Below are 20,245 nucleotides of genomic sequence, written 5' to 3'. Positions count from 1 at the left end.
GCGGGCAGTCACCTGGCACGAGTCGATGCCGGACGCCGGCGCGCCCACGTTCCACGGCGGCGGTGCGGGGGCGCTCCGCCCGAGTCCGCGACACGGCGAGCGCGCTGACCGGCGTCGGCGCCCCGCCCGTGCACACTGGCCGGGATGGCCCCGACACCGCAGGGTCCCGCGCCGCGCAGCCCCGGCGCGCCGGTCCACGCCGCCGACCTCCCGCCGCTCCCGGCGGAGATGGCAGACGCCGTCGCGCGCTTCGGCAAGCACCTCGACGCGCAGCGGGGGCACTCCGTGCACACGCGCCGGGCGTACGTCGCCGACGTCACGGGCCTGCTGCGCTTCGCGGTCCGGCACGGTGCCCACAGCCTCGACGACGTCCAGCTGCAGGTGCTGCGCGGGTGGCTCGGGTCGCAGGCGGAGCGCGGGCTGGCGCGCGCGACGCTCGCACGCCGGGGCGCCGCCGCCCGCGCTTTCCTGCGCTGGGCGCACCACGCGGGGCTGACGGCGGCCGACGCGTCGGACCGCCTGGCCAGCCCCAAGGTCCCCCGGACGCTCCCGACGGTGCTCACCGCCGAGGCCGCGGGCCGCATGCTCGACACCGCCCGCGACGACGCGCTCGCCGCCGAGGGCGACGACCGGCCCGCCGCCCTCCGGGCATGGGCGGCCGCGGAGCTGCTGTACGGCTCGGGCATCCGCGTGGGCGAGCTGGTCGCCGTCGACGTCCACGACGTCGACGTCCGGGAGCGGCTCGTGCGCGTGCTCGGCAAGGGTGGAAAGGAGCGAGTGGTGCCGTTCGGGGTTCCCGCGGCACGCGCCGTGGCCACCTGGCTGGACGAGGGGCGGCCGACGCTCGCCGGCGCGGGCACCGGGCCTGCCCTGCTCGTCGGCGACCGCGGCGGACGCTGGGGCCAGCGCCAGGCGCGCGAGGCGGTCCACCGCCTGGCTGCCCGCGCGGGGGTCGACGACGTCGCGCCCCACGCGCTGCGCCACTCCGCCGCGACCCACCTGCTCCAGGGCGGCTCGGACCTGCGCAGCGTCCAGGAGGTGCTCGGCCACGCCAACCTGGCGACGACCCAGCGCTACACGCACGTCGACTCCGACCGCCTGCGCGCGGTCTACGCCCAGGCGTTCCCGCGGGCCTGATCCTGGATCCCCGCCCCGATGTCGGTGGCGGCCAGGACCGCAGTTCGCCTCGACCTGCGTCTAGCGCGGAGGCAGCAGCACGATGGGCGTCGCCGCGCCGAGCAGCACCAGCGGGTCGAGGTACGCCTCGCCCCTCCGCACGCCCCAGTGCACGCAGTCGTCGGGTGCGCAGTGGCCGGAGTTGGCCCCACTGTCGGGCGCGACGGTGAGAGTGCCGACGGGGTCGCCCTCCCGTACGGCGGTCCCTGCCGCCACTGTCGCCTCGACCGGCTCGAGCGACGAGCGCAGGCCGTCGGAGTGCGTCACCACGACGACCGGCTTGCCCGCGACCTTCCCGGCGAACGTCACGACCCCCGCTCCGGGTGCGACGACGACGGCGCCGGCCGGCGCCCGCAGGTCCACGCCGCGGTGGCCGGCCTCCCACTCGTGGGCCGGCGGGTCGAACTCGCGCGCCACCTGCCCCCGCACGGGCGCCACGAAGCCGCGCGCCGACGCCGTCTGACCCGCAGTGGGCCCCGGCGATGGAGCGGTGGGGTCGGCTGCGGGCGCCGACGAGGGTGCGACCGCGGGCGCTGCGGCAAGCGCGCCGGCCGTCGTCGGCGCGCCCAGCCCGGGCACCAGGACGAGCGCGGGCAGCGCGGCGGCGATCATCGCTCGGGTTCTCATGCCGGGACCCTCGCGCGCGGTGGGCGCCGGCGGGGCTGAGGGGCCGGGGCCTGTGCGCAAGGTCCTGTCGTGGGTCGCTGTGGACCCGCTCGGACCCAGGCGCCGACACGTGACGACCGCCGCACCCACTCCCGCTCTCTTGGCGGCGTCCGTCGCGGCCACCGTCGGGTAGACTTCCCGCGGCGATCGGAACGTTCGCACCCCACCCCGACCTTCGGCAGCCGAAAGGCCCCGCCGGCCCGCGGGGGACAGGTGCGCCCGTCCGGTCGACTTCGCGCGTCACGGCGCGTCCCGCACCAGCCCCTCGGGGCCGCGAGACGCGACCAGGTCGGCTGTGGTCCGCACGGTCCTCCCCCAGGGAGGTACAGGGCGGTGCCGGGCTGGTGTGGCGCCAGGGGTGCCGCCACCCGGTGGCACCGACAACCAAGCACAGCGAGAGCCGAGAGGCCTCGCCGCGATGCGCGCGACGCCCCGGAGGATCCGGGCCCGCGCGGCGAAAGGACGTGTCATGGCCGTAGTGACCATGCGCCAGCTCCTCGAGAGCGGTGTCCACTTCGGGCACCAGACCCGCCGTTGGAACCCGAAGATGAAGCGCTTCATCTTCACCGAGCGCAACGGCATCTACATCGTCGACCTGCAGCAGTCGCTGTCGTACATCGACCGCGCGTACGACTTCGTCAAGGAGACGGTCGCCCACGGCGGCTCGGTCCTGTTCGTCGGCACCAAGAAGCAGGCTCAGGAGCCCGTGGCCGATCAGGCCGCTCGCGTCGGCATGCCCTACGTGAACCACCGCTGGCTCGGCGGCATGCTCACCAACTTCACCACGGTGCACAAGCGCCTCCAGCGCCTCAAGGAGCTCGAGGAGATCAACTTCGACGACGTCGCCGGCTCCGGGATGACGAAGAAGGAGCTCCTCGTCCTGCGTCGCGAGAAGGACAAGCTCGCGCGCACGCTCGGCGGCATCCGTGACATGGCCAAGGTTCCCTCGGCCGTGTGGATCGTCGACACGAACAAGGAGCACCTCGCCGTCGACGAGGCCCGCAAGCTCAACATCCCGGTCGTCGCGATCCTCGACACCAACTGCGACCCCGACGTCGTCGACTACGCGATCCCGGGCAACGACGACGCGATCCGCTCCGTCACGCTGCTCACCCGCGTGATCGCCGACGCCGTCGCCGAGGGCCTGCTGCAGCGCCACTCCGGCAAGACGGCCGCCGCCGAGGGCGAGGCCGAGCCGCTGGCCGAGTGGGAGCGCGAGCTCCTCGCCGGTGCCGAGGCGGCTGCCGCCGAGGCCCCCGCCGCCGAGGTTGCGGAGGCCCCGCTCGAGGCGCCGGTTGCCGAGACCGCTGAGGTCGTCGAGGCCGAGACCGCTGAGGTCGTCGAGGCCGAGGCCGAGGCCGAGGTCGTCGAGGCCCCTGAGGCCGCTGCCGCCGAGGCCGTCGAGGCCCCTGCCGCCGAGGCCGAGGCCGACGCGAAGTCCGAGTGAGGTGACGCGGGCCGGGGTCCACGCGACCCCGGCCCGCGCCCTTGCCCGCCCCGAGCTTCAGACACGCGCCAGCACTTCAGACACGAAGGACAGCCCACCATGGCGAACTACACCATCCAGGACATCAAGGACCTGCGCGCGCTCACCGGCGCCGGCATGACCGACGTCAAGAAGGCCCTTGACGAGGCCGACGGTGACCAGCAGAAGGCCGTCGAGCTCATCCGCAAGCGCGGTCTCGCCAAGGCCGCCAAGCGTGAGGGCAACGCGACCTCCGAGGGCCTCGTGGCCGTCAAGGTCGAGGACGCCGCCGCCGGTCAGGTCGCGACGATGATCGAGCTGAACGCCGAGACCGACTTCGTCGTCAAGAACGAGAAGTTCGTCGGGCTGGCCGACCAGGTGCTCTCCGCGGTGGCCGCCGCCGGTGCCACCGACGCCGAGGCCGCGCTCGCCGCGCCGGCCGGTGGCGAGACCGTCGCCGACGTCATCGCGTCCGCCGCCGGCACGCTGGGCGAGAAGATCGTCCTCGCCCGCGTCGCCCGCGTCGAGGGCCCGAAGGTCACGACGTACCTGCACCGGACCGCCAAGGACCTCCCGCCGAGCATCGGCGTCGTCGTCGTCACCGACGAGGCCGGCGAGGCCGTGGCCAAGGACGTAGCGCAGCACGTCGCCGCGATGGCGCCGAAGTACCTCACGCGTGAGGACGTCCCGGCCGACGTCGTGGACAAGGAGCGGGAGATCGCCCGCGAGGTGTCGATCGCCGAGGGCAAGCCCGAGGCCGCGCTGCCGAAGATCGTCGAGGGCCGCCTGAACGGCTTCTTCAAGGAGAACGTCCTCGTCGAGCAGCCGCTCGCCAAGGACACCAAGACGACGGTGGCCAAGCACGTCGAGGCCGCGGGCGGTCAGCTCACCGGCTTCCTCCGCTTCCGCGTCGGCAACTGACGCACCCGGGCGGCCCGGCACTACCGGTTACGGTAGGGCCGGGCCGCTCGCGCACCCGGGCCCGTCGAGGGCACGCGGTGCAACCCCAGCAGAGCGCACGACGACAACAGGACGGTGGCCGATGACCAAGCACACGAACCCGACGACCGGGCCATCGCGCCGCGTCCTGCTCAAGCTCTCCGGCGAGGCCTTCGGCGGCGGTGCCGTCGGCCTGGCCGCCGACGTCGTGCGCCGGATCGCCGAGGAGATCGGCGCGGCCGTGCGCGAGGGCGTGCAGGTCGCCGTCGTCGTCGGCGGGGGCAACTTCTTCCGCGGCGCCGAGCTTTCGCAGGCCGGCATGGACCGCGCCCGCGCCGACTACATGGGCATGCTCGGCACGGTCATGAACTGCCTCGCGCTCCAGGACTTCCTCGAGCAGAACGGCACCAAGACGCGCGTGCAGACCGCCATCACCATGGGCCAGGTCGCGGAGTCCTACATCCCGCTGCGTGCGATCCGCCACCTCGAGAAGGGCCGCGTCGTGATCTTCGGCGCCGGCGCCGGCATGCCGTACTTCTCGACCGACACCGTCTCCGTGCAGCGCGCCCTCGAGGTGCACTGTGAAGAGGTGCTCATGGGCAAGAACGGCGTCGACGGCGTCTACACCGCCGACCCACGCACCACCCCGGACGCCGAGCGGTACGACGCGCTGACGTACGACATCGCCCTGCGCGACAACCTGCAGGTCATGGACAACACCGCGATCGCGATGTGCCGCGACAACGACGTGACGATGCGGGTCTTCGGCCTGGAGGGTGCGGGTAACGTGACCCGCGCGCTGCTGGGCGAGAAGATCGGCACACTGATGACGGCTCGCTAGGCCCCCGACAACGACATGAGGAGCACCCGGTGATCGACGAGACCCTCTTCGAGGCCGAAGAGAAGATGGACAAGGCGATCGAGGTCGCCAAGGAGGACTTCGCGGGCATCCGCACCGGCCGTGCGAACGCCGGCATGTTCAGCAAGATCGTCGTGGACTACTACGGCGCCCCGACGCCGCTGCAGCAGCTCGCCTCGTTCAACATCCCCGAGGCGCGCACGGTGCTCATCTCGCCGTTCGACAAGAGCTCGATGACGACGATCGAGAAGGCGCTGCGGGAGTCCGACCTGGGCGTGAACCCGTCGAACGACGGCGTCGCGATCCGCATCAACCTGCCCGCGCTCACCGAGGAGCGCCGCCGCGACTACGTCAAGCTGGCCAAGACCAAGGCGGAGGACGCGCGCATCACCGTGCGCAACATCCGCCGCAAGGCCAAGGACACGCTCGACAAGCTCGTGAAGGACGGCGAGGCGGGCGAGGACGAGGTCATGCGCGCCGAGAAGGAGCTCGAGGCCCTCACGAAGAAGCACGTCGACCAGGTCGACCAGCTCCTCGCGGGCAAGGAGAGCGAGCTGCTCGAGGTCTGATGACGGTCGTACCAGAACCCGCCCCGCGCACGTCGCGGGCCGGGCGCAACCTCCCGGCGGCGATCGCCGTCGGCCTCGTGCTCCTCGGCGTGGTGGGCGCATCGCTGTGGTTCCGGGACGAGCCCTTCGTGGTGCTCGTCGCCGTCGCCGTGGGCGCCGGCCTCTGGGAGCTGCGCGCGGCCTTCGCGCGCCGGGAGATCGCCATCCCCATCTGGCCCCTGATGGTCGGGGGTGTCGGCATGGTCGTCTCGGCGTACGTCGGGGGGCCGGAGGCGCTCCTCATCGCGTACGTGCTCACGCTCGCCGCAGTCGCGCTGTGGCGCGTGCTCGACGGCCCAGGGCCGCAGGCGCTCCGGGACACCGTGGCCGGCGTGTTCGCGGCGACGTACGTCCCGTTCCTCGCCGGGTTCGTGGTGCTGCTCCTGCCCCAGCAGGACGGCCGGTGGCTCGTGGCGATCTTCATCCTGCTCGCCGTGGCGAACGACACGGGCGGGTACATCGCGGGCGTGCTGTTCGGCCGCCACCCGCTGGCGCCCACGGTCAGCCCCAAGAAGAGCTGGGAGGGACTGTTCGGCTCCGTCGTGCTGACGACGCTGGTCGGGCTCGTGGGCGTGCACCTGGTGCTCGACCTGCCGTTCCTGCCGCACGGCGGTGCGCCGTTGCTCGGCTCGTCCCTGATGCTCGGGCTCGTGCTCGGTCTCATGACCGCCATCACCGCGACGGTGGGCGACCTGGCCGAGTCGCTGCTCAAGCGCGACCTAGACTTGAAGGACATGGGTTCGCTGCTCCCCGGTCACGGGGGCGTGCTGGACCGTGTCGACTCGATGCTCTTCACCGCACCGTTCGTCTACCTCGTCCTCTCGGTGGCCACGTCGGGTCCCGCTGCGTAAGGAAGTACCTGCATGGCCGCAAACGTCGGCACCCCCACCGTCCGTCCTTCGGACGAGACGAAGCCGATCCCGCTGCAGATGGCGCCGAGGCGTCGCGGCAAGCCGCCGCGCCACTTCGCCGACCTCACGGCCGCCGAACGGGTCGCGTCGGTCGAGGCCATGGGCGAGAAGGCGTTCCGGGCCAAGCAGCTCGCCACGCACTACTTCACGCACTTCACGTCCGACCCCGAGCAGATGACCGACCTGCCCGCGGCGACGCGCGCGGAGCTCGCCACGACGCTGTTCCCGTCGCTGCTGCGCGCCACCCGCACGCTGACCGCCGACGGCGGCACGACGGTCAAGACGCTGTGGCACCTGTTCGACGAGGCGCGTGTCGAGTCGGTGCTCATGCGCTACCCACACCGGTCCACGCTGTGCGTCTCCAGCCAGGCGGGCTGCGGCATGGCGTGCCCGTTCTGTGCCACGGGGCAGCTGGGCCTCACGCGCAACCTCTCGACGGCCGAGATCCTCGAGCAGGTCCGTGCGGCGATGCGCTCGCTGGCCGAGGGTGAGATCCCCGGCGGCCCGACGCGGCTGAACAACCTGGTGTTCATGGGCATGGGCGAGCCGATGGCCAACTACAAGGCCGTCATCGAGGTGGTCCGTACCCTGGTCGCCGAGCCGCCGTCGGGCTTCGGCATGAGCGCCCGCAACATCACGGTGTCCACGGTGGGCCTGGTCCCGGCGATGCGAAAGCTCGCCGACGAGGGCATCCCCGTGACGCTCGCCCTGAGCCTGCACGCGCCGGACGACGACCTGCGGTCCGAGCTGGTGCCCATCAACACCCGGTTCGGCGTGGACGAGGCGCTCGACGCCGCCCGCGCCTACTTCGACGCGACCGGCCGTCGCGTGTCGATCGAGTACGCGCTGATCAAGGACATGAACGACCACGCGTGGCGTGCCGACCTGCTGGGCAAGAAGCTCAACGCGCGCGGCAGGGGCTGGGTGCACGTCAACCCGATCCCGCTCAACCCGACGCCCGGCTCGATCTGGACCGCATCGGAGCGTTCGGTCGAGGACGAGTTCGTCGCTAGGCTGCGGGGGCACGGTATCCCGACGACGATCCGTGACACCCGCGGGTCGGACATCGACGGCGCCTGCGGGCAGCTGGCCGCCGAGGAGGAGGACGAGTGAGCAGCGCGCTGTTCGGCACCGTGTCGGTGCTGCGGACCGGGTACGACAAGGACGAGGTCGACGAGTTCTTCGACCACGCTCGCCAGGCGTACGAGGGCCGCACGGCCCAGCCGCTGACCGCGGGTGACATCCAGCACGCGACGTTCGACCTGGTGCGCGGTGGCTACGACACGCACGAGGTGGACGCGGCGCTCGACCGCCTCGAGGCAGCCTTCGTCGCCCGCCAGCGCGCCGAGTACGTCGGCTCCCAGGGCCAGGACGCCTGGATGGCGGCGCTCGCCGAGCGTGCCCGCACGCTGTACGGCCGGCTCGGCCGCCCCGACGGTGACAAGTTCGCGCCTGCCGAGCGCGGACAGCAGGGCTACGACAAGGACGACGTCGACGCGCTGTGCGACCGCGTGATCGGCTACTTCGACCGCCAGGAGCCGCTGACGTCGTCCGAGCTCCGCGCGTCGACCTTCCACGCAGCGCGCGGCGTCGACGCGTACGCCGAGGGCCCGGTGGACGCGTTCCTCGCGCGCGCCGTCGAGGTCCTGCTCGGCGTCGAGTGAGCGCCGCGCCGCTGCGGACGCCCCGGTGAGGATCGACCCGGACGGCCGCACGGTCCAGGGCGTGACGGTCCTGATCCTCTTCGCCGTGCTCAACGTGCTCTACCTGCTCACGTGCCTGCCGGTGGTGACGATCGGCGCCGCGACGAGCTCGCTGCTCGAGGTCACGGCGCGGTACGCGGACCACGAGCGCGGCGACCTCGTCCGGGGCTACGTCGCGGCCCTGCGCCGCAACGCGGCGCGCGGCACCGCCGTCTTCCTCGCGCTCACCGTGCCGCTGCTCATGCTCGCGTTCGCGGGCGCCTTCTGGTTCTCGATGACCGGGGTGGCGACGGCGGTCGCCGGGATCCTCTCGATCGCCGGCGTCGCCTATCTCCTCGCCGCCCTCGTGTACGGGCTAGCGCTCGTCGGGACGCACACCGCGGCGCTCGGCCAGACGCTGCGCAACGCGCTGCTGCTGCCCCTGGCCGAGCCGGTCCGCACGGGCGCCCTGCTGCTGATCCCGGCCGTCGGGGTGAGCCTGCTCTACGTCTGGCCGGCGTCGATGGTGCTCGCGCTCACGATCGGCTTCTCGGTGGGCGCCTACCTGTGCGCGCTGGTGCTGCGGAGCACGTTCGCGCGCCAGGCAGGCGGCCCGGCGGCGGAGCGCGTCAGCCCGCACTCGGGCGAGTGACCCCGAGAGCCTCGATCTCCACCCAGTCGAAGCAGACCGTGCCCGCGACCGCGTAGGGCCCGACGACGCGCCCGGTGAAGCCCCCGCCCACCTCCGTCGAGAGGTAGCGCCCGTCGAGCCGGGCGAGCTCGACGAGGGCACCGTCGGCGTCCTCGACGCCCAGCGTCACGACGTCGGGTCCTTGGCGCGGGTCCCACCCGGCCTGACCCGGGTCGACCTCGATGCGCACGACGACGGGTCCGTCCCCGACCCCGGCGGTGCCGACCACCTGCCGCAGCGGCCCGATGCGCGCGATCGCGGCGGCGGTGCCGTCGGCGACCTCGACCTCGTAGTGGTGCGCCTCGTCGAGCCGCAGCGTGACGCCACCGCGCCCCTGCGACGCGTCGACCAGCGCCCGGACGCGGCACGCGAGGTGCTGCTGGCGGCGGGCCACGAGCACCGGCGCCGAGTTGTCGAGCGAGCCGTCGCCCGCACGCAGCGTCAGCCACCCGGCCCGCGACGTCGTCTCGCCGAGGGCGGCCGGATACCGGCCGGGGGAGACCCACGCCGGACCGAGGCCGGGGGAGTCGAAGTCGTCCCGCGCGGGCACGCCGGCAGCGGGCGCGAGGGGCCACGGCACAGCGAGCTCCGGCGCGAGCCGGCCCGGCCGCGGCCAGCCGTCCTCCCAGGTGACCGGCGCGAGGAACGTCTCGCGGCCCAGGACGTGCCATCCGGGCGTCCCGCCGCCGGGCCGCACCCCGAGCAGCACCATCCACCAGGAGCCGTCGGCAGCCTGCACCAGGTCGGCGTGGCCGGTGTTCTGGATCGGCTCGTCGGTGGAGCGGTGGCTGAGGATCGGGTTCGCCGGGCAGGGCTCGAACGGACCCTGGGGACTCGGGCCGCGCGCCACGGAGACGCCGTGGCCGCGCTCGGTGCCGCCCTCGGCGAGCAGCAGGTACCACCAGTCGCCCACGTGGTACAGGTGCGGCGCCTCCGGCGCCTTGGCGCCGGGTGTCCCCGACCAGACCCGGTGCGGCTCGCCGAACGTGCGCCCGGTCGCCGGGTCGATGCGCACCTGCGCGACGCCGGCGAACGTGCACCAGCAGGTGCCGTCGTCGTCCCACGCGAGGTCGGGGTCGATGCCCGTGACGCCGGGGACCGGGATCGGGTCGGACCACGGGCCGGCCGGGTCCTCGGCGCGGAAGATGACGTTGCCGACCGCGCCCACGACGGTCACGATCAGCCAGAACGTGCCGTCGTGGTACCGCAGCGTGGGGGCGTAGACGCCCGCCGACGGCGGCAGGCCCGCGGGCAGCGTGAGCTGCCCGGGCCGCTCGAGCACGTTGCCCACCTGCTCCCAGCTGACGAGGTCCGTGCTGCGGAACACGGGGATGCCCGGCAGGTACTCGAAGCTCGAGCACGCCAGGTAGTAGGTGTCCCCGACGCGGCAGACGCTCGGGTCCGGGTGAAAGCCGGGGATCACGGGGTTGGTCGCGCGCGTCGTGGTGTCCATGCGGTTCGCCTCACGGGGTCGGATGCTCGGGGGACGCGGGAGGGGGAGGCCCGCGGTGCGGACCTCCCCCTCCTGTGTCAGCGGTGTCGCGTCACTTGAAGGCGTCGACGACCGCGACGCGGGCGTCGTTCTGCGCCTTGGCGTTGGCCATGTCGAAGTCCAGGACCTTCTGGTAGCCGAGACCGTCGACCGTGTCCTGCATCTCCTTGAGGAGCGAGCTGAACTCCGCCTCGTCCTTGGCGAAGACCATCTTCCACGAGTACTCGACGATGCTGGCCTTGACCTGGTTGCGGATCGCCTCGATCTCCGAGGAGTCGGCCGGCGCTGCGTAGCCCGAGCCGGGTCCGACGAGCACCTGGTCGTTCTTGGCCAGGTAGTCCATGGTCGACGTCGCGTCGCCCATGTGCGACGACCAGTCGTCGGACAGCGCCGTCTTCGTGGCCTCCTGGACGCTCGGCCAGTACTTGTAGTTGTACGGGAACTTCGTCTCCGGGTCGGTGTCGATCGGGAGGACCGTCGTGGCGTTGAGCGCGGAGACGCCGTCGGAGTACTTGCCGCCGCCCCACTCGGCCGGGACCTCGGCCTCGCCGCCACCGAGGATGGCCTCCGAGCCGAAGTCGGTCAGGACGGGCTTGCCGTCCTTGACGTCCCACGTCAGGCCCTGGGGGCCTGCGGCGCCCATCGTCTGCGAGCCCGATGCGCGCACGCCCTCGGGCGAGTACAGCCAGTCGAGGAACGCGGCGATGCGGGCCGGGTCCTTGGCCTTCGAGCCGATGGCGAAGATCTGCTTGCCGCCGTACACCTCGGCGCCGTAGGAGAAGACCTTCTGGTCCTTGATCGGGAGGAGCTCGAAGCCCTTGCCGGCCCCCACGTTGTCCGTCGTGTTGTACGCGGACTGGGCCAGCCACGGCCACCACGCCAGCAGCGCCTGGCCGTTCTGGTACTTCGAGAACATCGTGTCGTAGTTCTGCGTGGTCGACTCCGGGTCCACCAGGCCCTGCTGGTTGGCGTCGAAGTAGAACTTCAGCGAGCGCACGTAGGCCGAGTCGGAGTCCACGATCGACTGGTAGTCGGATCCGTCGGCCTTGGCCAGGACGAAGCCCATCTCGTCGTAGCCGTAGAGGCACGCAGGCTGCTTGGCCATGACCATCATGTTGCCGTCCCAGTCCTTGAACAGCTCGATGGCGTAGATCGGCTTGCCGTTGTCGGCCTTGGGGTGGGCGGCCTGCATCTGCTTGAGGACGGGCAGGAGATCCTCGAGGCTGTTGACCTGTGGGTAGCCGAGCTCGGAGTAGTAGTCCCACCGCACGAACGTGCCGAAGGTCGGGTCGAGGCCCTCGGACGAGTCGGTCGGCTTGTGCGACGACACCTGCGTCGGGAAGCCGTAGGTGCCGTTCTTGCCGTCGTTGAGCTTCTTGACCGCGGCGTCGTAGGCGCCCAGGTTCTTCATCGAGCCGTAGTACTTGGACGCGTCGAGCAGCAGGCCGCCCTGGATGAGCTCGTCCATCTTCTGGCCCTTGTCGGTGACGATGAGGTCGCCGAGGTTCCCGCCGGCCACGCGGGTGTTGTAGAGGGTGTCACCCCCTCCCGCGACGTTCGGGGCGATGATGTTCAGCTTCATGTTGAACTTGTCTTCGACGATCTTGCCGAACCAGCCGCTCTGGATGCCCTGGTAGTTCGCCAGGCCGTCGAAGACGTCGATCGTGATCGGCTCCGCCTTCGACCAGTCCTGGTCGATGCTCGCGGACTCGGTGGGCGAGGCGTCGTTGCTGCCGCCGGTGGAGCACGCCGTGAGGGTCAGGACCCCGACGAGCGGCGCCATCAGCAGGGCGACGGCTTTCCTGGATCGCATGGTTGCCTTTCTGGGTGGGTAGGAGGCGGCGTCAGCCCTTGACGGCGCCGAGCATGATGCCCTTCACGAAGTACCGCTGGAAGAGCGGGTACACGAACACGATGGGCAGCACCACGATCACGGCGACCGTCATGCGGATCGACGTGGGTGTCTGCGAGCTGGCCGCCGACGCGATCGCGCCGAGGTTCCCCTGGGCGTTCTGGGCGGCCTGGGCCAGGCTGCTCGCCTGGTTGATGAACATGTAGAGCATGTACTGCAGCGAGTAGAGCTTCTGGTCCGTGATGTAGAGCAGGGTGTCCTGGAACGAGTTCCACTGGGCCACGGCCGAGAAGATCGCCACCGTGGCGAGGATCGGCGTGGTGTTCGGCAGGATGATCGAGAAGAAGATCCGCAGCGTGCTCGCCCCGTCGACCTCCGCCGCCTCCTGCAGGGAGCGCGGCAGCGACTCGATGTAGGTCTTGACGAGGATGATGTTGAAGGGCTGCACGATGGCCGGGAGGATGTAGACCCAGAACGAGTTGGTCAGCCCCAGCGTCTTCATCGTCACGTAGACCGGGATCAGGCCGGCGTTGAAGTACATCGTGACGATGACGAGCCGGTACATCAGGGAGCGCTTCCACATGCGTTCCTGCGCGAACATGAATCCGAGGAACGCGGAGGCCAGGACCGTGCACGCCGTGCCGATCACGGTGCGCGCGAGGGAGATCATCGCGGCGCCGCTCAGCCCGTTGAGCTGCATGATCTGCGAGTAGTTCGACAGGTGGAACCCCTGCGGCCAGATCCGGACCTCGCCGAGCGCGCTCAGGTCGTTGGCGCTGACCGAGTTCACGATGAGGTACCAGAACGGGTATACGCACAGCAGCGCGAAGATTGCGAACCAGAGGTAGTTCCACGCGGCGAAGGGGACATCGCCCCGCCCGCGCTGGAGGTTCGAGGTCTTGCGCGCCGCCGGGAGCGCGGTGGTGGCAGGCACGGTGGTCATCGCTTCGGGCTCCTCAGATGATCGACGAACCGCGGACGCGCTTCGCGATCCAGTTGGCGGAGAGCAGCAGGAGCACGGACACGACGCTCTTGAGCATGCTCAGGGCCGCCGCCATGGAGAGGCTGTTGCCCGTCAGTCCGATGTTGTAGACGTAAAGGTCGAGCACCTGGATGTGCTGCTTGTTGAACGCGTTCTGGAAGACGTAGTACTGCTCCATCCCGTTGTTGAGGATGTTCGCGATCGAGAGCATGAGCAGCACGATGTACGTCGGCATGAGCTGCGGGAACGTGATGTACCGCATGAGCTGGAAGCGGTTGGCGCCGTCGATCTTCGCCGACTCGTAGAGCGTCGGGTCGATGCCCGCGATCGCGGCGAGGTACAAGATCGCGCCCCAGCCGAGGCCCTTCCAGAGGCTCCAGGCCAGCATCGTCAGCCAGACGTGCTGGTCGGAGTCGAGGAACTTGATGGGGATCGTGATCAGGCCCCACTCGTGGAGCGTCGTGTTGACGAGGCCGCTCGTCGAGAACAGCGAGAACGCGATCGCGTAGACGAGCACCCACGAGATGAAGTTCGGCAGCGTCGTCAGCGTCTGCACCGCGTTGCGGAACCACTTCGACTTGACCTCGTTGAGGAAGATCGCGAAGCCGACGGGCAGCAGGGATGTCGCGATGCCGAGGAAGCTCATCGCGAGCGTGTTGGCCATGACCTGGCCGATCTGCTCGAGCTGGGTCCGCGTCGAGACGAGCATGCGGAACCACTGCAGGCCGACGAACTCGCTCCCGCCGAGCCCGAGGGCCGGCTTGTAGTCGAAGAGCGCCGTGGCCCAGCCTGCGAGCGGCAGGTAGCTGAACACGAAGACGAGCACCATGAACGGGAGGACCAGCAGGAACATCGACCGCGACGTGCGCGGCTTGCCGGCGACGACGCCGGTGCCCTTGCTCCGGCGGCCCTTGCCGCTGACCTGCGTCACCGACCCGGACGGGGCGTCGGGGACGTCGTCGAGAAGCACCCCTGCGGATGCCTCCTGATGGAGGGTCACGAGTCACTCCTTCGTGCGGAACCGCCCACCGGTGGGACCTCCATCGGCCCACCGTCGCGCCCTCGTCGTCGAAGCGCTTCGACGTTTATAGCAGTCGCTTCGACGTACCCGCAAGAACCTTCTGCAGACCGGGACCGTTCGACGACGAATTGCCGGCTCAGTGCACGTCAGCGCCGGGTGCGCGGAGCCGCGGTGCTTCCGCGCGACGTCATCACCGGGGCGATCAGGCGCGTCTCGGCGGGGTAGTCGCCCTCGAGCCGGGACATCACCATGTCGACGGCGATGCCGCCGATCGTCGCGGCGGGGAGGTCGATGCTCGTCAGCGGCACCTGCTGCGACAGCGCGACGTCCTCGGGGCTCAGCGAGATCACCGAGACGTCCCGGGGGACCTGACGCCGGTGCTCCCGCAGCCGCGTGAGGACGTGCGGGAGCGCCCGCTCGTTGTGGACGAAGATCCCGGTCGTCCCGGGCGCCTCGGCCAGCAGCCGGTCGACGACCTCGGAGATCTCCGGCGGCGTCACCGGGCACGAGACCGTGCGGGCGAGCACGCCCTCCTCCTCCGCCGCCGTCGTGAAGCCCCGCACCACGCGGTCGGCGTACGAGGTGTGCCGCTCCACGACCTCGGGCGGCGCCCCGACCAGCGCGATCTCGCGGTGCCCGAGGCGGGCGAGCTCCTGCGCGGCCAGGCGTCCGGCCGACTCGAAGTCGAGGTCGATGCACGAGAGGCCGGCCGAGTTGCGCGGCAGGCCGATGAGCACGGCGGGCTGGCGGCTGCGGCGCAGGATCGGGACCCGGGCGTCGTCGGCCTCGACGTCCATGACGACCAGCGCGTCGACCATCGAGCCGTCGGTGACGCGCTCGAGGCCCTCGAGGTCGTCCTGCGTCAGGAGCAGCACGTCGTGCGCGTGCTCCCGCGCCCGCGTGACGACGCCGCCCGCGAACTGCATGATCACCGTGACGTCGATGCCGGCGCGCAGCGGCACCATGAGGCCGATGACCTCGCTGCGCGCCGAGGCCAGCGCCTTGGCGCCGGCGTGCGGCACGTACCCGAGCTCGGCCACCGCCTGCTCGATCCGGCGCCGCGTCGCCGCCGAGATGGGCCGCTTGCCGGACAGGGCGTACGACACGGTCGACGTCGAGACGCGGGCGAGGCGCGCGACGTCCTCGATGGTCGTCATGGGTCTCCTCAGGGCATGGCCGGGCTGAGCAGGACACTAGCCCGGGGTGGGATCGACAGGGTTCGTGGCTTCCATAGGTGCGCGACGTCCCGCCCGTGGCCGGGTCCGACGACGACCTCCCGCACGACGGTCCGCGGCGTGTCGTTGTGGACGGTCGCCGCGGTCAGCTCCCCGGCGGCCCAGGTCAGGTCGACGCCGAGGCCGCCGCGGGCGCGCAGGCCGCGCACCTCGCCGTCGGGCCAGGCCGCCGGTAGCGCGGGCAGGAGCCGCAGGGTCCCGTCGTGGCTCTGCACGAGCAGCTCGGCGATCGCGGCCGTGAGCCCGAGGTTGCCGTCGAGCTGGAAGGGCGGGTGCGCGGAGAACAGGTTGGGGTAGAGCCCGCCGCGGTGCGCCCCCGCGTCGTCGCGGGCCGGGCGCAGCGCCTTGACGACCTCGCCGTGAGCGCGGTCGCCGTCGCCCAGCCGGGCCCACAGCGCCGCCCGCCAGGCGAGCGACCAGCCCGTCGACTCCGGGCCGCGCAGGTCCAGGGTGCGTGCCGCGGCCGCGGCGAGCGCGGGCTCTGCCTGCGGCGTGATCGACGCGAGGGGGAACAGCCCGACCAGGTGGGACACGTGCCGGTGCTCCGGCTCCGCCTCCGGCAGCTCGTCGGCCCACTCCAGGAGCTCGCCGCGAGCGCCGGCCCGCGGGTCGGGCAGCAGCGCGACCGCCGCCTCGAGCCCGCTCAGCCAGCCGGTCTCGGCGGGGTCGTCGAGCCCGAGCGTGGTCGCGGCCTCGCGACATGCGGACGCCAGCCACCGCAGCAGGGCGACGTCCATCGTGGCCGAGACGCCCACGCCGGTCGGCCCGCCGTCGGCCGCGATCACGTGGTTCTCGGGCGACGTCGACGGGCTCGTCCACGCCGTCGTGCCGTCGGTCTGCACCCAGTCGGCGGCGAAGCTGCCCGCCTCGCGCAAGACGGGCCACGCCCGCTCGCGCAGGAACCCGGCGTCCCCGCCGAACAGGTGGTGCTCCCAGAGATGGTGCGCGAGCCAGACCCCGCCCATGGCCCACGACGCCCAGGCCGGGTCACCGTGCCCGGCACCGACCGGCCCGGCGTGCGCCCATGCGTCCGAGTTGTGGTGCGCCACCCAGCCCCGCGCGCCGTACAGCCGCCGGGCGGCCTCCGCACCAGGGCCGGCGGCGAGCCGCTCCACGAACGCGAGCAGCGGCTCCTGGCACTCGGCCAAGGCCGTCGTCTCCGCGGGCCAGTAGGCCATCTCGGTGTTGATGTTCGTCGTGTAGGCGCTCGACCACGGCCCGGGCAGCTCCGCGTTCCAGATGCCCTGCAGCGTGACGGGCAGCCCGCCCGGGCGCGACGACGCCAGCAGCAAGTACCGGCCGTAGTGGAAGCAGAGCGCGGCGAGCCCGGGGTCGTCCGTCGCGGTCGCGGCCGCCACGCGCCGGTCGGCCGGCAGGGCCGCGGTCCCCGGGGCGTCGGGCAGGCCAAGCTCGACCCGGTCGTAGAGCGCCGCGTGCGCCGAGGTGTGCGCGTGCAGGCGCTCGCGGGCGCCGCGCGCGACGGCGTTGGGCGCGGAGGCGTCAGCGACGGCGTCGGGCGCGGCGCCAGGTCCCCGCTCGCCGACGTCGTCGACCAGCCGCAGCGCCTCGCCGACGGCGGTCGCAAGGTCGGCGACGGTGCCCGCGGCCGGGTCGTGCGTCACCGCCGTGCCCACCAGCAGCAGGTGCTCGGTCGAGGCGCCGGTGCGCAGCACGTCGCCGTCGACGACGGCGTCCGCGTCCCCGGCCGCGCGCACCGCGACGACCAGGCGCGCGGGGTTGCCGGGGGAGTAGCGGACGGGCTCGTCGACCACCTCGTGGCCCGGCGCGACGTCGACCGGCGGGACGAGCACGCTTACCAGCGCGCCCTTGCCCTCGTGATCAATGCCCGTCCCCGCTGCCCGCAGCAGGCTCGAGAACCGCAGCGTCAGCGCGACGGGTCGGTCGCTCACGACGTGGTGGACCAGGCACCCGCCGCGCGCGTCCGCCCAGGTCTCGTGGCGCACCTGGCCGCCGCTCGGCAGCTCGTAGCCGTGCGCCGCGACCGCGGCGCGGAGCTCGAGGGAGCGTTCGTAGAAGCCGCCCGCCGCTCCGGGGCCGTCGTCGGAGGTGACCTCGACGTCCAGCTCGCCGAGCGGGAGGTACGCCTGCACCCAGCGGGTCTGCAGCTGTTCGAGGAGGCGCTCGGCCTCGCGGACGTCGCCGCGCGCGATCGCCGCACGCACCCGGGCGAGGTGCTCCGGACCCGCTGCGGCGACGGCGTCGAGCGGGTCGGCCTCGGGCGGGCCGGACCACGCACGCACGTCGTTGAGCCACAGCCGCTCCCCGCCCAGGCGGCCGGCACACATCGCCGCGCGCAGCCCGTTCCCGACGGGCAGCGCCTCCAGCCAGCGGTCGGCGGGCGCGTCGTAGCGCAGCTCGTGCATGTCTCTACCTCGCGTCTTTGCGTCGGGTTCGGCTCGGATCGTTCCGATCAGGCGGCGTAGACAATCGCCGTCCTCGTGCTTAGGCTAGCGAAGCGCTTCGACAAAAGTCATCGATGGAGATCGCCGAGTGTCGCACACACCTTTTCCCCCCCGCACGGAACGTGCCGTCCAGGGCCGCGCGCCGCTGCGCGAGCTGACCGACGAGCTCGGCGTCCTCTACGGCGGCGACTGGAACCCCGAGCAGTGGGAGCCGTCCGTCTGGCGGGAGGACGTGCGCCTCATGCGGGAGGCGGGGGTCAACCTCGTGACCGTCGGCGTCTTCTCGTGGGCGCGGTACGAGCCCGAGCCGGGCGCGCGCGACTTCGCGTGGATGGACGAGGTGCTCGACCTGCTCCACGAGCACGGCATCGCCGCCGACCTGGCCACGCCCGTCGCGTCGCCGCCGCCGTGGCTCGGCGTCGAGCACCCCGACACCCTCCCGGTCGACGCGGACGGCGTCCGCCTGGTGCCCGGGTCCCGCAACCAGTTCAGCCCGTCGTCGGCCACGTACCGCGCGCACGCCCTGGCCATCACGCGCGACCTCGCCGCCCGCTACGCCCGCCACCCGGCCGTCCGCCTCTGGCACGTGGGCAACGAGTACGGCCAGATCGACTTCGGCGACGAGGCAGCGCACGCGTTCCGCGGTTGGCTCCGGGAGCGCTACGGCACCGTCGACGCCCTCAACGAGGCGTGGGGCACGGCCTTCTGGTCGCAGCGCTACCGCACGTTCGACGACGTCCTGCCGCCCCGGCGCATGCCGTACCTGGTCAACCCGACGCAGTCCCTCGACTTCCGGCGATTCACCAGCGACCAGCTTCTCGCCTGCTACCGCGAGCAGCACGCCGCGATCCGCGCCGCCGGCGCGACGCAGCCGGTCACCACCAACTTCATGGGCTTCTTCCCGCACGTCGACTCCTGGTCCTGGGCCGACGACGTCGACGTCGTCGCCGACGACCAGTACCCCGACCAGGCCGACCCGCGCTCGCCCGCGGACGCGGCGCTGGTCCAGGACCTCATGCGCGGGCTGGGCGGGGGAGCGCCGTGGCTGCTCCTCGAGCAGGCCGTGGGCGCGACGTCGTGGCGCGAGCACAACCTGCCGAAGTCGCCGGAGCGGATGCGTCTCGACTCGCTCCAGGCCGTGGCCCGCGGGGCCGACGGCATCTGCTTCTTCCAGTGGCGGGCCTCCACGGCGGGAGCCGAGCGGTTCCACTCCGCGATGCTGCCCCACGCCGGCCCGGACACCGCCGTGCACCGCGGGGTCCGCCGCCTCGGCCAGGACCTGGCGAAGCTGCGGCCCGTGACCGGGACGCGCGTCCCCGCGCGCACCGCGCTGCTCTTCGACTGGGAGTCGTGGTGGGCCGCCGAGGAGCCGGGCCGGATCACCGAGCGCCTGCGCACGCTCGACCAGGTGCGCGCCTTCTACCGCCCCCTGTGGGACCGCGGGATCGTCGTCGACGTCGTGCGGCCGGGCGCCCCGCTCGACGGGTACGACCTCGTCGTCGTCCCGCAGACCTACCTGCTCGACGACGACGCCGCGAAGTCGCTGCGGGCAGCGGTCGAGGGCGGCGCCGGCGTCGTCGTCGGGCCCATGACGGGCGTGGCCGACCGCAACGCGCACGTGCTGCCGGGGCGGTTCCCGGTGCCGGTCACGGACCTGCTCGGCGCGAGCGGCGAGGAGTGGGTCGCGCTGCCCGACGGCGGGGTCGAGGTCGTGGGCACCCAGCCCTGGGCGCCGGCGCTCGCGGGCCGGGCCGAGGTGCACGCCGAGCTGCTGCGCGCCGACGACGACACGGACGTCCTGCTCCGGTTCGCCGAGGGACACCTCGCCGGCGAGCCGGCCGTGACCCGGCGGCGCACCGGCCCCCGCGGCGGCACCTGGTACGTGGGCGCGGTGCTCGACGAGGGACTGCTCGGCGCGGTGCTCGACGACGCGATCGTGCGTGCGGGCGTCGGCCCGGCCGTCCCGGGCGCCGTGCCCGCGGTCCACCCCGGCTCGCACGTCTTTGCCGTCACCGAGGCGGACGGGGCCACCGGGGTCGAGGCCGTCCGCCGCGGCGACGCCGTCTTCCTCCTCAACCGCTCCGGCGAGCACCGCGACGTCGTCGTCCCGGGGCGCTGGACCGACCTGCTCACGGGCGCCGACGTCGTCGACGTCGTCCCGCTCCCCGTCCACGACGTCGCCGTGCTGATCCCGGTCGACCCCACCATGACGAACAGCCCTGACGAACCAAGGAACTGGTGAC

At 72.3% G+C, this 20,245-nt stretch carries 17 protein-coding genes; 10 read left to right on the top strand and 7 right to left on the bottom strand.

The features are described 5' to 3' along the window. Nucleotides 1-144: 144 nt before the first annotated feature. Nucleotides 145-1,137 (top strand): tyrosine-type recombinase/integrase, encoded by a 993-nt coding sequence (locus ACO4JP_RS13445; RefSeq protein WP_425954493.1) that lies wholly within the window; start codon nt 145-147, stop codon nt 1,135-1,137. Between the two features lie 60 nt (nt 1,138-1,197). Here ACO4JP_RS13445 and ACO4JP_RS13440 read toward each other — a convergent pair whose 3' ends face one another. After that, a complete protein-coding gene (locus tag ACO4JP_RS13440) occupies nt 1,198-1,803 on the bottom strand; it encodes a peptidoglycan DD-metalloendopeptidase family protein (RefSeq protein ID WP_425954492.1) in 606 nt (201 codons plus the stop codon). Between the two features lie 508 nt (nt 1,804-2,311). On the opposite strand from ACO4JP_RS13440, the gene rpsB reads away from it, so the two are divergent. The 8 genes from rpsB to ACO4JP_RS13400 all read left to right on the top strand — a co-directional run bounded on the left by rpsB (nt 2,312) and on the right by ACO4JP_RS13400 (nt 8,958). Then, nucleotides 2,312-3,289: a 30S ribosomal protein S2 gene (gene rpsB / locus ACO4JP_RS13435; protein WP_425954491.1), complete on the top strand. Its 978-nt coding sequence runs from the start codon at nt 2,312-2,314 to the stop codon at nt 3,287-3,289. A gap of 99 nt (nt 3,290-3,388) precedes the next feature. Continuing rightward, nucleotides 3,389-4,228: a translation elongation factor Ts gene (gene tsf, locus ACO4JP_RS13430; protein WP_425954489.1), complete on the top strand. Its 840-nt coding sequence runs from the start codon at nt 3,389-3,391 to the stop codon at nt 4,226-4,228. Nucleotides 4,229-4,349: 121 nt separating this feature from the next. Continuing rightward, on the top strand, nt 4,350-5,087 hold the full coding sequence (pyrH, locus tag ACO4JP_RS13425) for a UMP kinase (RefSeq protein WP_425954487.1): 738 nt from the start codon (nt 4,350-4,352) through the stop codon (nt 5,085-5,087). Between the two features lie 29 nt (nt 5,088-5,116). After that, nucleotides 5,117-5,674, top strand: a complete 558-nt coding sequence (gene frr / locus ACO4JP_RS13420) for a ribosome recycling factor (RefSeq protein WP_425954485.1) — start codon at nt 5,117-5,119, stop codon at nt 5,672-5,674. After that, nucleotides 5,674-6,564 carry a phosphatidate cytidylyltransferase gene (locus tag ACO4JP_RS13415; RefSeq protein WP_425954483.1) on the top strand — a complete coding sequence of 297 codons (891 nt, stop codon included), beginning with the start codon at nt 5,674-5,676 and terminating at the stop codon, nt 6,562-6,564. Before frr ends, ACO4JP_RS13415 begins: the two co-directional genes overlap by 1 nt. 78 nt (nt 6,565-6,642) lie before the next feature. Continuing rightward, nucleotides 6,643-7,737: a 23S rRNA (adenine(2503)-C(2))-methyltransferase RlmN gene (gene rlmN / locus ACO4JP_RS13410; protein ID WP_425957114.1), complete on the top strand. Its 1,095-nt coding sequence runs from the start codon at nt 6,643-6,645 to the stop codon at nt 7,735-7,737. Further along, entirely contained in the window at nt 7,734-8,288 is a 555-nt protein-coding gene (locus tag ACO4JP_RS13405; RefSeq protein WP_425954481.1) for a DivIVA domain-containing protein, read from the top strand. Before rlmN ends, ACO4JP_RS13405 begins: the two co-directional genes overlap by 4 nt. 25 nt (nt 8,289-8,313) lie before the next feature. After that, nucleotides 8,314-8,958 (top strand): YesL family protein, encoded by a 645-nt coding sequence (locus tag ACO4JP_RS13400; RefSeq protein ID WP_425954479.1) that lies wholly within the window; start codon nt 8,314-8,316, stop codon nt 8,956-8,958. Here the strand turns inward: ACO4JP_RS13400 and ACO4JP_RS13395 are convergent. The 6 genes from ACO4JP_RS13395 to ACO4JP_RS13370 all read right to left on the bottom strand — a co-directional run bounded on the left by ACO4JP_RS13395 (nt 8,936) and on the right by ACO4JP_RS13370 (nt 17,963). After that, nucleotides 8,936-10,450, bottom strand: coding sequence for a glycoside hydrolase family 43 protein (locus ACO4JP_RS13395; protein WP_425954477.1), 1,515 nt, complete (start codon nt 10,448-10,450; stop codon nt 8,936-8,938). The two genes, ACO4JP_RS13400 and ACO4JP_RS13395, sit on opposite strands and share 23 nt — an antisense overlap. 91 nt (nt 10,451-10,541) lie before the next feature. Next, nucleotides 10,542-12,302 carry an ABC transporter substrate-binding protein gene (locus ACO4JP_RS13390; protein ID WP_425954475.1) on the bottom strand — a complete coding sequence of 587 codons (1,761 nt, stop codon included), beginning with the start codon at nt 12,300-12,302 and terminating at the stop codon, nt 10,542-10,544. A gap of 31 nt (nt 12,303-12,333) precedes the next feature. Then, nucleotides 12,334-13,284, bottom strand: coding sequence for a carbohydrate ABC transporter permease (locus ACO4JP_RS13385; RefSeq protein ID WP_425954473.1), 951 nt, complete (start codon nt 13,282-13,284; stop codon nt 12,334-12,336). Between the two features lie 13 nt (nt 13,285-13,297). After that, nucleotides 13,298-14,323: an ABC transporter permease gene (locus tag ACO4JP_RS13380; protein ID WP_425954471.1), complete on the bottom strand. Its 1,026-nt coding sequence runs from the start codon at nt 14,321-14,323 to the stop codon at nt 13,298-13,300. Between the two features lie 167 nt (nt 14,324-14,490). Then, the gene (locus ACO4JP_RS13375) at nt 14,491-15,501 is read right to left on the bottom strand and encodes a LacI family DNA-binding transcriptional regulator (protein WP_425954469.1); all 1,011 of its coding nucleotides are present in this window, start codon (nt 15,499-15,501) and stop codon (nt 14,491-14,493) included. A gap of 8 nt (nt 15,502-15,509) precedes the next feature. After that, complete coding sequence (locus tag ACO4JP_RS13370) at nt 15,510-17,963, bottom strand: glycosyl hydrolase family 95 catalytic domain-containing protein (RefSeq protein WP_425954467.1); 2,454 nt, start codon at nt 17,961-17,963, stop codon at nt 15,510-15,512. A 127-nt stretch (nt 17,964-18,090) separates the two neighbouring features. Between ACO4JP_RS13370 and ACO4JP_RS13365 the strand changes: the two genes are divergently transcribed. After that, nucleotides 18,091-20,244: a beta-galactosidase gene (locus ACO4JP_RS13365; RefSeq protein WP_425954465.1), complete on the top strand. Its 2,154-nt coding sequence runs from the start codon at nt 18,091-18,093 to the stop codon at nt 20,242-20,244. Nucleotide 20,245 lies beyond the last annotated feature (1 nt).

Source organism: Xylanimonas sp. McL0601 (assembly GCF_049852175.1).
GTDB lineage: Bacteria > Actinomycetota > Actinomycetes > Actinomycetales > Cellulomonadaceae > Xylanimonas.
This window is presented reverse-complemented; position numbering and strand designations above follow the sequence as displayed.

Excerpts from the sequence above, each read along its gene's own strand:
- ACO4JP_RS13445 (WP_425954493.1), top strand. The coding sequence starts at position 145 with ATGGCCCCGACACCGCAGGGTCCCGCGCCGCGCAGCCCCGGCGCGCCG.
- ACO4JP_RS13440 (WP_425954492.1), bottom strand. The coding sequence starts at position 1,803 with ATGAGAACCCGAGCGATGATCGCCGCCGCGCTGCCCGCGCTCGTCCTG.
- rpsB (WP_425954491.1), top strand. The coding sequence starts at position 2,312 with ATGGCCGTAGTGACCATGCGCCAGCTCCTCGAGAGCGGTGTCCACTTC.
- tsf (WP_425954489.1), top strand. The coding sequence starts at position 3,389 with ATGGCGAACTACACCATCCAGGACATCAAGGACCTGCGCGCGCTCACC.
- pyrH (WP_425954487.1), top strand. The coding sequence starts at position 4,350 with ATGACCAAGCACACGAACCCGACGACCGGGCCATCGCGCCGCGTCCTG.
- ACO4JP_RS13415 (WP_425954483.1), top strand. The coding sequence starts at position 5,674 with ATGACGGTCGTACCAGAACCCGCCCCGCGCACGTCGCGGGCCGGGCGC.
- rlmN (WP_425957114.1), top strand. The coding sequence starts at position 6,643 with ATGGCGCCGAGGCGTCGCGGCAAGCCGCCGCGCCACTTCGCCGACCTC.
- ACO4JP_RS13395 (WP_425954477.1), bottom strand. The coding sequence starts at position 10,450 with ATGGACACCACGACGCGCGCGACCAACCCCGTGATCCCCGGCTTTCAC.
- ACO4JP_RS13390 (WP_425954475.1), bottom strand. The coding sequence starts at position 12,302 with ATGCGATCCAGGAAAGCCGTCGCCCTGCTGATGGCGCCGCTCGTCGGG.
- ACO4JP_RS13385 (WP_425954473.1), bottom strand. The coding sequence starts at position 13,284 with ATGACCACCGTGCCTGCCACCACCGCGCTCCCGGCGGCGCGCAAGACC.
- ACO4JP_RS13375 (WP_425954469.1), bottom strand. The coding sequence starts at position 15,501 with ATGACGACCATCGAGGACGTCGCGCGCCTCGCCCGCGTCTCGACGTCG.
- ACO4JP_RS13370 (WP_425954467.1), bottom strand. The coding sequence starts at position 17,963 with ATGCACGAGCTGCGCTACGACGCGCCCGCCGACCGCTGGCTGGAGGCG.